Source organism: Pseudomonadota bacterium (genome assembly GCA_011049115.1).
GTDB lineage: Bacteria > Desulfobacterota > Anaeroferrophillalia > Anaeroferrophillales > Tharpellaceae > DSCM01.
Window position 1 is genome coordinate 1 of sequence record DSCM01000004.1, and the last position, 10,880, is coordinate 10,880.

The window sequence follows — 10,880 nt, forward strand, 5'->3', positions numbered from 1 at the left end:
ATCTGGATGTGCATGAGTTACAACCTGCGCAAAAAAACCCTTGAATTCGAATACCAATACCGCAAGGACGTCGTCGAAAGGACCGGCCTGATCCTGATCGGCCAGGACCGGGTCATGACCCGGGACGGCCGCGTCCTGAGTTTTTCCCAGGCGTTGACCTTAAACGATAAATCCGAGCCCGGGGCCGACGACAGAACCCTGGTGATCAAACGGTCATGAGTCGTCATGTCCGGCTTTAAACCGGGGACCCGAGCCTGCGGCCTGGTTACCGGTTTCATCCTGTTGTTCCTGCTGGGCTGCGTGTTCACCCCGGTGCCATCGTCTGAACCGGGCCCGCTCCGGCCGCTTGAGGGTTGGCTGCAGGAGCGGGGCAGATATCAGCTGCAACACCTGGCGGAAATCGACTACAGCCGCCACCGGGAAAACCTGCGGGGTTTCATGGAGCTTGACCTCGACCGGGGCCGGGCCCATCTGATTGTCTGCAACAGTCTGGGACTGACCATGCTGAACCTGATCATCGACGAACAGGGCTTCAGCTCCGGAGCCTTTGACCATGAATCCAGGCAAACGGACCAGCGGGAACGCTTTTTTACCGCCGCGGTCGCCGAGACCGTGCGCCTGATCTTTCTTTTACCCCGACGGCAGCCCCAGGCGACCGGAACGAAACCCGCTCCGGTCGCCGAGGTCCGCGGCCATCCGGCCCGGCTGCGACAGCTGCGCTCCGCGGCGAAAGCTCCAGCCTGGACCATCAACTACAACGATTATCGTCCGGCCGCCGCCGCCCTGGGCGCCATGGTTAGCAGCGGTTCCACCCAGGGAAGCCGGGAATTTGTTTTCGCCCCGGAATGCATCGGTTTCGACGGACATTTTCCCGAGTATTCGATCCTGCCGGCGATGCTGCAGGTGGAACTGGGAATCATGCTCAGCGAGAAGCTCTGTCAGCGAAAACTGAGTCTGGCCACGCTCGACAAGGCGAAATTCATGCGCCGGATTCGACCTCGGCAAAAACTTCTGGTCACTTGCCGTCTGACCCGACCGCCCGAGGCCCATGACGAAACCCTGATTCAGGCCCTGCTCACCATCACCGTCGCGGGTCTGAAGACGACGACGATGACCCTGCATCTGCGCCCGGCATGATAAGGACACCTTTCAAAAGCTCCCCACAGGACCCCGCGCCGCTGCACTTCAGCGTTCAGCGCCGGGTTCGTTTCGAAGAAGTCGATGCCCTCGGCATTGTCTGGCATGGCCGCTTTCCCAGCTATCTGGAGGATGTCAGAGAAGCCCTGGGCGATCATTTCGGCATCGGCTACCTCGATTTTTTCAAACAGGGAGTGGTCGCGCCGATCCGCCGCTTGCAGCTGGATTACCATCTGCCCCTCAGATTTCAAGAAGAAATCACGATCACCGGCACCCTGCACTGGTCCGCGGCCGCCCGGCTTAATTTCAGCTACCGGATCTTTAATGCCCGCCACGAGCTGAGCACCAGCGGCCACAGCGTGCAGATGATGCTTGACTCCCGGCAGAATTCGGTCTTAATGACACCGCCGCCCTTTTATCTGGCCTTCCTGGAAAACTGGCGCAACCGGGGAAGGGAACGGTCCGCTCATGTCTGAAGTCTGGATTGTCGCGGCCGAAGCCGTCGCGGCCCTGGGCCGCAGCCGGACGGAAATCTGGGCCCGCCTGCTGGCCGGAGAAACCGGCATTACCCCGGTGGAACGCTTTTCCACCGCCCCCTACTACTGCAAAAGCGCGGCCGAAATCAAAGGGCTGAAACCCGAACCCGACTCCGACAGTCGTTTTCCAAGCCTGTTGAGCGAACTTCTACACGGCTTGCCGCGCCCCCTGCCCCAAGGCTGCACCCTGATCGGCGCGACCCTGAAAGGCGCCATCGACCGGCAGGAAAAAATCTAGCGACAAAACCTGCGCCCGACGCCGCCGGTCGCGGCGACCGCCCCCAACCCGGACCCTGATTTTGCCGGCGACCTGACGCTGTCGGCCGCAGACGAACTTCCCGCCGCCCGCAATGCCGCCCGCCTCGTTGCCCGGCATTGCGGCCTCGAGGATGCCGGGCTCACCATCAACGCCGCCTGCGCCTCTTCCACCCTGGCTCTGGCCCTGGCCGCCGGCCGTATCGCCACGCAACGGGAGAGCTGCATTCTGGTCTGGGCCGCCGAGCTTCTCAGCGAATTTGTCTTTGCCGGTTTTGCCTCGCTCAAAGCTTTGACCCCTGATTGCTGCCGCCCTTTTGATCAAGCTCGTAACGGCCTGATCCTGGGCGAGGGGGCCGCGGCCCTGCTGCTGATGAACTCCTCCCGGGCCCGAAGGGAAGGCTTCCGCCCGCTGGCCCGCATTCGCGGCTGGGGCGCGGCCAACGACGCCGTCCATCTGACCGCCCCCGCCCGCGACGGCCGGGGACTGATCAAGGCCTGCCGCCGGGCTCTGCGACGAGCGGAACTTGATCCCGAAGACCTCGCCGCGATCAACGCGCACGGCACCGGCACCATTCACAACGACGACATGGAACTTCACGCCTTCGGCGAAATCTTCCGGCGCCGCCGCCCCTGTCATTCGGTCAAGGGGGCGCTGGGGCACACCCTGGGCGCGGCCGGAGCCCTGGAAACCGTCATCGCCCTGGACTGCCTGCGCCACGGCCTTCTGCCCCCGACCACGGGCCTGGAGAAATGCGCGCCGCGGGCTGCGGTTCGCCTCAGCTCCGCGCCGCAGGAGTTTTCCGGGCCGCGCCTGCTGCTCTGCAACTCCGGATTCGGGGGCGTCAACGCCGCCCTGATCCTGGAAAAGGTCGAGGAAAGACGCTGGTCATGCCAACCTTAAACAAAGCCTGCATCACCGGTATCGGCTGGACCACGGCCGCCGGCGCCGGTTGCGGCCGGAAGGGAGCCGTCCCCGAGTGGGGCCCCGGCCTGCCCCAACCGGAAAGCGCCCTGATCAAAGAGCTGGAGGGCGGCTCCCGCTTCGGCCGCCTCGATCTTTTTTCCCGCATCGGCCTGAGCGCCCTGGCCCTGGCCCTGGCCGACGCCGGACACCTGCCGGAAAAAGCCGCAACCTCCGCATCGCCCCGCGATTACGGCCTGATCTGCGCCACCACCAGCGGTAGCGCCGCAACCGATCACGCTTTTCATGAAAGCCTGCTTGAACATCCCCAACTGGCCAGCCCCGGACTTTTCGTCTATACCCTGCCCACCAGTTTTCTCGGCGAAGCCGCCCTGCGCTTTGCCCTGAACGGCAGCGGCCTGGCTCTGATCGAAGCACGACCGGGCGGCGGTCAGGCCCTGGAACTGGCCCTGGAGCAGCTTGCCGAAGGCGATGAGGAAATCGTCATCGCCGGCGTCTGCAATCTTTTTTCGGCCGCCGAAAACCACGCCGACTTTTATTCCGGGGCGCTCTTTGTCGTTCTCGAAAAATACCGGCAATCCGCCGACAAAAGCCGGGACGTCCTGAGCCTCGGCAAAAAAATGCCCGGCCTGTTCTGGCGCGGACGCCCCTGCCCGGATATCTTCACCCTGAGCCGCCGACTCACCGGCAATGAAAACCAAGAAAGAGGACAGACCTGATGAAAATGAGACTGATCTACCCGGCCTGGCCGAAACTTAAACAACAGACCGAATTCCACCTGCCTCCGCATGGGCCGGTGGTGTTTGCCGCCACGGTTCCCCCCGAGGTCGACCTGCAATTTACCGACGACAACCTGGAAACGGTTGACCTGAATGAAAGCCCGGACCTGGTCGCCTTTTCGGTGATGCTAACCTGTCAGCTGCCTCGGGCTTTCGCCCTGGCCGATCACTTTCGCGCCCGCAAGATTCCCGTGTTGTTCGGGGGCATCGCGACCATGCTCCATGCCGACGAGGTCGCCGAACACGCCGACAGCGTTTTCCTCGGCGAAGCCGAGGGCCGTTTCGCGCAGGTACTGGACGATCTGCAAGCCGGAAGGGAAGGCTGCGCCCCCTCTACAACTATCTTCACAACCATCCCGATATCGAACTGGTCGGCCCGGCCCGCCGAGAGATTTTAAAGCGCGACCTCTATAATTATCGCGGCGTTCAGATGCTGGATCTGGTGCATGCTTCCCGGGGCTGCAAATTCAACTGTTTCCCCTGCAGCACCGCCTACCTTGGCGGTCGGCAGTTCCGGCCCCGGCCGATCGCCAAGGTCATCGCCGAGATGGAAGCCATTCCCAACAACCGCCTGTTCATCGTTGACAACTCCCTGGCCCAGGACCGCGACTGGCTGATCGAGCTCTTTACGGCCATGATTCCGCTGAAAAAGAAATGGGTCTCCCATCCCCTGCTCGATGATGAAGAGGTCGTCCGTCTGGCGGCCGCCGCCGGTTGCTGGTATGTCTATCAGGCGATCACCGACACTTCCCCGGTAATCGAAAAGAGAATCAAACATCTGCAGGAGCACGGCATCGGGGTTGAGGGCACCATTCTCCTGGGCACGGATGACCAGGATGAAACTTATATTCGCAGGCTGGTCGATTTCCTCATGGGGATTCAGCTGGACATCGCCGAATTCACCATTCTGACGCCGTTCCCCCATACCCCGCTGCGCGCCCAACTGGAAAAGGAGCAACGCATTCTGCACAACAACTGGCTTGCTTACACCACCGACCAGGTCGTTTTTCAACCGCGCCGCCTGAGCCCGGAAAAACTTCTGAAGCTCTTTCATTATGCCTGGGACAGCTTCTACGCCGACGGCGGCTACCAGCTCAAGATGGGTGCCCTCTTTAAAAAGGTCATCGCTCAGGAAATGGCGGACGGCACCTACCAGCGTTACGATCCGAAAAAACCCCGGCGCTTCAAGAAAACACAAGGACAAAACCCATGAGCCGGGTGCTGCTGATCTCGAACAACCGGGCGACCACCCCGTATCCGGTTTATCCCCTGGGCATGGCGGTCGTGGCCGGCGCCCTGACCCAGGCCGGCCACGAGGTGGCCCAATGGGATCTGCTGACCGCGACCGACGCGGCCCGCCGAGACGGCCGGGAAGACGCGGAAGCGGCACTGCTTTTAACAATCATCGCCGAATTCAGGCCCGATTTCATCTGCCTTTCGCTGCGCAACATCGACAATACCGACTCCTTCAGCGGCGCCGCCGGCTGGTACCTGGAAAGCGCCCGGCAAACCCTGGCGATCCTGCGCGAGCTCAGTCCGGTTCCTCTGATTCTCGGCGGCCCGGCCTTTTCCCTGATGCCGGAAGACATTCTGGCTTATCTTGGGGCTGATTACGGCATTGTCGGCGAAGGCGAAGAAGCCCTGCCCCGACTGATCGCCGCGCTGGCGGCCGGCGAGAACCCGCCGCCCCTGCTCAGGGGAAAGGCGCCGCTGTCCGGCGAACAGTTCTCAAGCCCCCGCTTTCATGCGGAAATCCTTACCTTTTATAAATCAGGCAGCAATCTCGCCAATCTGCAAAGCAAGCGCGGCTGTCCGCATCACTGCACCTACTGCACCTATCCCGCCCTTGAAGGCCGCAATTTTCGACGCCGGCCGGCGGCCGCCGTGGTCGATGATATCGTCCGCCTGCAACAAGAGCATGGCGTCAGCTCCCTGTTCTTTGTCGATTCGGTTTTCAACGACGGCGGCCGCCATCACCTCGCCATCGCCGAGGAGATTCTCAGCCGTTCCCTGAAAATCAGCTGGAGCGCCTTCTTTCGCCCCGCCGGCCTGCCGTTGCGGGATCTGCAACTGCTGCGGCGGGCCGGTCTTTTCGCGCTGGAACTCGGCAGCGACGCGCTGACGGCCACCACCCTGCAAGGGCTCGGCAAGGGCTTTACCTTCGCCGATATTCAGGCCACCCACCAGGCCTGCCGCCAACTGCAACTGCCGGTCGCCCATTACCTCGTCTTCGGCGGCCCCGACGAAAGTCCCGCGACCCTGCGCCAAGGTCTGGCCCGGCTTGACCGGCTTCAGGGCGGCGTGCTGTTCATCTTTTCCGGCCTGCGCCTGTTGCCGGACACAAAACTGCACCAACGAGTCCTGCAGGAAGGCCGCCTCACCCCGGAAACCAAGCTGCTGCGCCCCTATTATTACTTCTCGCCGCTGATCGACCCGACCACCATGAACGAGGCTATCAGCGCCGCCTGCAAGGGCCGGCGCGAGCGCCTCTTCCCCCCGGAAGAAGCCCTGGTCCGCCTTAAAATCATGCGGCGTTTCGGTTTTCAGGGGCTGCTCTGGAATCAACTTTTAAAACGCCCATAAAAAAATTCATTTCCCGGTGACCCAGCGCAAACCGCGCAGATTTCAGCTTGACTTTAAGAACTTTCTAATCGTATACAGGTGCGACTACAAGAATGACTTTGCCGCCGCGGTCGGCCTGACGCCGACCACAACCCCCAGACCTCCATAAGGAAATGATCATAAAAACCTTACTAAAGACTTCGCTGTTGACTGTCATCTGTGCGTTTTTCCTGGTTGCGCCGGCCGCGGCGGCAACCTTTGTTGTCGACACGGTCAAGGACAGCGTCGACAACCAGCTCGGGGACGACACCGGCGACGACGGCATCATTGTCGACCTGGGCGGCGCCGGCCGACTCGCGCAGGGAACGTCCAACCCTCAATGCCTGTAAGCCGCGGGAAACGTTTTGCCCGTCAGTTTTTTATCTGCGACGGCCTGGTTCCTGGAGAAAGCTTTTCGATCATGCAAAAAATGGTTCTCGGCAAGAGCAACCTCGAGGTTTCCGAACTCTGTTTCGGCGCCCTGCCGATGGGCCCGCTGCAAAAAAACCTGACCCTGGAGACGGGCGCGGCGATCATCGCGCGGGCTCTGAAAGGCGGGATCAATTTCATCGACACGGCCCAGCTTTACGGCACCTACGAACCGATCCGCCGGGCCCTGCGGGCAACGCGAATCCGCCCCGTGCTGGCGAGCAAGTCCATGGCTCCGGACTATGAAGGCATGCGGGCTGCGGTGGAGGAGAGCCTGCGGGCCCTGGAAATCGATGATATCGATATCTTTCATCTGCACGCCGCCCGGGTCCCGGAAGAGGTGGACGTTTTCACCGAGCGCGCCGCCGCCTGGCAGGCCCTGCAGGACTGCAAACGGGAAGGCCTGGTCCGGGCCATCGGCGTCAGCACCCATTCGGTACCGACGGTTCGCCGAGCGGCGACCGTAGCCGAGGTTGATATCGTCTTTCCGCTGATCAACAAAAGCGGCGCCGGCATTCTCTACGGCACAATCGCCGAGATGGAGACGGCCATCAGACTCTGCCTGGCGCGCAACCAGGGCGTTTACCTGATGAAAGCCCTGGGCGGCGGCTGTCTGGTCCGGGAATACCATACCGCGTTAAGCTTTGTCCGGGAAAAATTTCCGACACCGGTGGCGCTAGGCATGATCAGCCCGGCCGAAGTCGATTACAACCTCGCCTATTTTCAGGCCGCGGCGACAGCCCGGGTCGACCTGCCGCCGCCGACGGTGGCGGAAAAAGCCTTTTGCATCGTGAATTTTCTCTGCCGTAACTGCGGCAGCTGCATCAAGGCCTGTCCCAATCTCGCGATTGCCAGACCGGATCCGGAAGGGAAACCGCAAATCAACCCGGCGCGCTGTCTGCGCTGCGGGTATTGCGTGGGCTACTGTCCTCAGTTCGCGATTCGCCTATGTTAATGCGCCGGACGGCAAACCGCGAAACCAATTGTCCCCGAAAGCCAGGCCCGGCTTTCGGCTTGCAGATAATCTCTATAGCTCACAACAACATAAGCTGTTGTGAGCTAAGGCGGGGATAAGCCCCCCGCACAAACCCAAGCGGCCTCTACGGCCCGTAAACCAGTACCCGCATCAGTTCATTGACTTGTTTTTTGAAACCGCAAAGGACTTATGAGGGATTTTAAAGAGGCATCTCAATGCTTAAAGTCGCGGTTCTGGCCGGAGACGGCATCGGCCCGGAGATCATGCGTCAGGCCCTGAAGGTTCTGCGGGCGGCGCAGGCAAGCTTCTCTTTTGCGCTGGACTACGGCTTCGCCGAGGTCGGCGGTTGCGCCATCGACAGCCAGGGCACGGCTCTGCCGGCGGCGACCCTGCAACTCTGCGAGGAAAGCGACGCCATTCTCTTCGGCTCGGTCGGCGGTCCGCAGTGGGAACATCTGCCGCCGGAAACCCAGCCGGAACGGGCCGCGCTGCTCCCCTTGCGCAAACATTTCGACCTGTTCTGCAATTTTCGCCCGGCCCGAGTCTACCCTTCACTGACCGATGCCTGTCCCTTAAAACCGGAAATCGTCAAAAACGGCTTTGACATTCTCTGTGTCCGCGAGCTGACCGGGGGGATCTATTTCGGCCGACCCAAAGGCCGGGAAGGCCACGGTCGGGAAGAAAAAGCCTTTGACACCATGGTCTACAGCCGGAGGGAAATCGAGCGTATCGCCCATCTCGCCTTCGCCGCGGCCCGGCAAAGACGCGGCAAGGTCACCTCCATCGACAAGGCCAACGTTCTGACGACCATGGTTTTATGGCGGGAAGTCGTCAACGAGGTCGCCGCGGCCTACCCCGAGATCACCCTCAATCATCTCTATATCGACAACGCCGCCATGCAGCTGATTCGTGACCCCCATCAGTTTGACGTCATGCTCTGCGGCAACATGTTCGGCGACATCATCTCCGACGAGGTCGCTATGCTGACCGGCTCCATGGGGCTACTCGCCTCGGCCAGCCTGAACCAGCATAACTTCGGCCTCTACGAACCGGCCGGCGGCTCGGCCCCGGATATCGCGGGTCGGGGCATCGCCAATCCGATCGCCCAGATTCTCTCGGCGGCCATGATGCTGCGCCACAGTTTTTCCCTGCCCCAGGCCGCCGCCGCCATTGACCAGGCTGTGACCGACACCCTGGCCGACGGAATTCTGACCCGCGATCTGGCCGGCGACCATCACCCGGCGGTCGATACCGAGACCATGGGCGATGCCATTTGCGCCCGTCTGGTCGCCCGCGCCTGAACCTTGCCCAGTGGAACGGGCCGCGCGCAACACCGGATTTGCCGTTAGCCTGGTGTTTGATGCGCCTTGATTTTCTTGAGCGACTCGATCAAGCGGCCGGCCTCTGGTTTACTGCAGGCGGTAAGCTCGGCGCGATGGTAATACTTCCTTTTGAAAGTTCCGCCAGTGAGCGTCGCTCCAACCCAGTTTCGCAACCAGATGCAGAATGTAGAGCTTCTGCCGCAGGGTCAGGCCTTCGTCATTGAGTCGATAGTGGCGACTGCGGGTAAAGGCATGCATCAGGCGGCGAAAGCCGGCTTCGTCCAGCTCCCGAGCCGAAGTCACCCCACAGTGTTCTTCCAGAAAAGCGCGATACTCCTCCTCGGCCAGCCCCAGTTCCCGCTTAACGATATGAATTACCGCCAGCTTTTTATGATCAAGCATCAGAATTTTTTCAGAACCTCAGCGCCGGGGTGAAAAAGGGCGCGTGATTTGAGCTGAAAAAAGGCGGGTCGCGCCGCAGAATCGGCGCGATCGCCGGATGGCGTCTGAACTCACCGTCCAGGAAAGCGCGCACGGCCTGACGCCCCCAGCCCAGCGGATGAACGAAATCACCGTACAGAGAAAGATCGCCGGCGTAGAAATCCCGCACCTCCAGGGCAAGGCTTTCACGACTGTACAGGGGCAGATTGAAAATCGCCAGATTAAGAAAGCTGATCCAAGGTGCGTGCCGTACCGTAAACTCCAGCGTCTTGCGGGCCGCCGCTGAATTTTCGCCGGGCGTACCGAACAACAGATAAACATAAGTTGCGATTCCGGCCTGCCCGAGATTGCGCAGAACCCTGGCAATCCGCTCAACACCGATCCCCTTGCCCATCGTCTGTAAAACCCCGTCATCCCCCGATTCAACGCCCAGTTTCAGCATGACGCAACCCGCCCGCCGCAAGCCGTGACAAAAATCGGGCTCGCTCAACTCCGCGTCAACCCGGGCAAAACCATACCAGGGCAGTCCCGGCGGCTCCCGAATCAGGGCGCGCAACCGGGCCGGACTCAAGGCATTATCAAGCAAATGCAGCAGGGCAAAAGAGCCGTCCCGCGCGAAAGCCGCCAGATCCCCCAACACCGCTGCCGAAGGCCGGGGACAATAAGGATGGCCCTCGGCTTTTTCCGGGCAGAAGGAGCAGCGGTTCCAGTAGCAGCCGGAAGAGGCGGCATAGGGCAGAATCCGACCGCAGGCCAGATAGGGCAACGCCGAGAAATCATCATAATCGGGCCGGGCCCAGACTTTCGTCCCCGGCCCGGCCGGCAAAAAAGCGGCGGCACCAGCTTTGACCGGCGAAACCTTCTCCGCTTGCGAAAACGCGGTCCGTGAGGCCGGCCGCAGCAGGGCGAGCAGGGGTTCTTCTCCCGGCCCCGCAATCAGATGATCGATCAGGCCGGAAAAAGGATTGCGCCAGCCGGGCCGGCTGGCCCAGGAAGTGATCAGGCCCCCGCCGACCACCAGGGGCAGCTCGGGCCATCGCTGCCGGCAAAAGCCGATCATGGCGAACACCGGCAAAGCCTGGCTTAAGAAATTAAGCGAGAAACCAATCACGGGAGCCTGATTTTCCTCGACCAGAGCGGCCAGCCTGAGCTTGAAAAAAGGATAATAGATATTGGCGGAGAAATTTTCTGCGGCCTGCTTTAGATCGGCGCTGCGCAGCGGGCTCAGCTCGCGAGCCTGATAATTGGCCAGGGAAAGAGTAAGTCCCCGGGTCTGTCCGGCCCGCTCCAGAACCCGGTTGACATCGGCCAGGGCCCGTTTATAGCGATCCAGATTGCGATACAGCGGCTCGTCGGCCAGACTGAAAACCACCCCGCCGCCGATATCTGTTTTCTTCGCGCCCGAACTGTGCTAAAAAGCAGGCGGTTTTTTCGCACAGCCCCAGGTTTTTTGCCAAGGGAAACAACCCCGGAAAAAGA

The 10,880-nt window shown here is 61.4% G+C and carries 12 protein-coding genes and 1 pseudogene; 11 read left to right on the top strand and 2 right to left on the bottom strand.

The features are described 5' to 3' along the window. Positions 1-12: 12 nt before the first annotated feature. The 11 genes and pseudogenes from ENN66_00330 (at position 13) to leuB (ending at position 8,939) form a co-directional block, all read left to right on the top strand. Positions 13-219: a hypothetical protein gene (locus ENN66_00330; GenBank protein HDS15084.1), complete on the top strand. Its 207-nt coding sequence runs from the start codon at positions 13-15 to the stop codon at positions 217-219. A 6-nt stretch (positions 220-225) separates the two neighbouring features. Beyond that, on the top strand, positions 226-1,137 hold the full coding sequence (locus ENN66_00335; GenBank protein ID HDS15085.1) for a hypothetical protein: 912 nt from the start codon (positions 226-228) through the stop codon (positions 1,135-1,137). Beyond that, positions 1,134-1,613 (top strand): acyl-CoA thioesterase, encoded by a 480-nt coding sequence (locus tag ENN66_00340; protein HDS15086.1) that lies wholly within the window; start codon positions 1,134-1,136, stop codon positions 1,611-1,613. The genes ENN66_00335 and ENN66_00340 overlap by 4 nt, the downstream gene beginning before the upstream one ends. Further along, positions 1,606-1,911, top strand: coding sequence for a hypothetical protein (locus ENN66_00345; protein ID HDS15087.1), 306 nt, complete (start codon positions 1,606-1,608; stop codon positions 1,909-1,911). The genes ENN66_00340 and ENN66_00345 overlap by 8 nt, the downstream gene beginning before the upstream one ends. 9 nt (positions 1,912-1,920) lie before the next feature. After that, on the top strand, positions 1,921-2,832 hold the full coding sequence (locus tag ENN66_00350) for a hypothetical protein (GenBank protein ID HDS15088.1): 912 nt from the start codon (positions 1,921-1,923) through the stop codon (positions 2,830-2,832). Continuing rightward, entirely contained in the window at positions 2,820-3,572 is a 753-nt protein-coding gene (locus tag ENN66_00355; GenBank protein ID HDS15089.1) for a hypothetical protein, read from the top strand. The genes ENN66_00350 and ENN66_00355 overlap by 13 nt, the downstream gene beginning before the upstream one ends. Further along, a pseudogene (locus ENN66_00360) lies at positions 3,572-4,845 on the top strand (radical SAM protein). The gene ENN66_00355 and the pseudogene ENN66_00360 overlap by 1 nt, the downstream one beginning before the upstream one ends. Further along, on the top strand, positions 4,842-6,215 hold the full coding sequence (locus ENN66_00365) for a radical SAM protein (GenBank protein HDS15090.1): 1,374 nt from the start codon (positions 4,842-4,844) through the stop codon (positions 6,213-6,215). Before ENN66_00360 ends, ENN66_00365 begins: the two are co-directional and overlap by 4 nt. Positions 6,216-6,400: 185 nt before the next feature. Continuing rightward, positions 6,401-6,583, top strand: coding sequence for a hypothetical protein (locus ENN66_00370; protein HDS15091.1), 183 nt, complete (start codon positions 6,401-6,403; stop codon positions 6,581-6,583). Further along, positions 6,574-7,617 carry a 4Fe-4S dicluster domain-containing protein gene (locus ENN66_00375; GenBank protein ID HDS15092.1) on the top strand — a complete coding sequence of 348 codons (1,044 nt, stop codon included), beginning with the start codon at positions 6,574-6,576 and terminating at the stop codon, positions 7,615-7,617. Before ENN66_00370 ends, ENN66_00375 begins: the two co-directional genes overlap by 10 nt. Before the next feature lie 236 nt (positions 7,618-7,853). Then, positions 7,854-8,939: a 3-isopropylmalate dehydrogenase gene (leuB, locus tag ENN66_00380; protein HDS15093.1), complete on the top strand. Its 1,086-nt coding sequence runs from the start codon at positions 7,854-7,856 to the stop codon at positions 8,937-8,939. A gap of 108 nt (positions 8,940-9,047) precedes the next feature. Here the strand turns inward: leuB and ENN66_00385 are convergent, their stop codons facing one another. After that, entirely contained in the window at positions 9,048-9,362 is a 315-nt protein-coding gene (locus tag ENN66_00385; protein HDS15094.1) for a DUF1018 domain-containing protein, read from the bottom strand. A gap of 10 nt (positions 9,363-9,372) precedes the next feature. After that, the gene (locus tag ENN66_00390; GenBank protein HDS15095.1) at positions 9,373-10,773 is read right to left on the bottom strand and encodes a radical SAM protein; all 1,401 of its coding nucleotides are present in this window, start codon (positions 10,771-10,773) and stop codon (positions 9,373-9,375) included. Between the last annotated feature and the right edge of the window lie 107 nt (positions 10,774-10,880).

What these genes read in the sequence shown, in the direction of transcription:
- ENN66_00330 (HDS15084.1), top strand. Translation starts at nt 13, where the DNA reads ATGAGTTACAACCTGCGCAAAAAAACCCTTGAATTCGAATACCAATAC.
- ENN66_00335 (HDS15085.1), top strand. Translation starts at nt 226, where the DNA reads ATGTCCGGCTTTAAACCGGGGACCCGAGCCTGCGGCCTGGTTACCGGT.
- ENN66_00340 (HDS15086.1), top strand. Translation starts at nt 1,134, where the DNA reads ATGATAAGGACACCTTTCAAAAGCTCCCCACAGGACCCCGCGCCGCTG.
- ENN66_00345 (HDS15087.1), top strand. Translation starts at nt 1,606, where the DNA reads ATGTCTGAAGTCTGGATTGTCGCGGCCGAAGCCGTCGCGGCCCTGGGC.
- ENN66_00355 (HDS15089.1), top strand. Translation starts at nt 2,820, where the DNA reads ATGCCAACCTTAAACAAAGCCTGCATCACCGGTATCGGCTGGACCACG.
- ENN66_00365 (HDS15090.1), top strand. Translation starts at nt 4,842, where the DNA reads ATGAGCCGGGTGCTGCTGATCTCGAACAACCGGGCGACCACCCCGTAT.
- ENN66_00375 (HDS15092.1), top strand. Translation starts at nt 6,574, where the DNA reads ATGCCTGTAAGCCGCGGGAAACGTTTTGCCCGTCAGTTTTTTATCTGC.
- leuB (HDS15093.1), top strand. Translation starts at nt 7,854, where the DNA reads ATGCTTAAAGTCGCGGTTCTGGCCGGAGACGGCATCGGCCCGGAGATC.
- ENN66_00385 (HDS15094.1), bottom strand. Translation starts at nt 9,362, where the DNA reads ATGCTTGATCATAAAAAGCTGGCGGTAATTCATATCGTTAAGCGGGAA.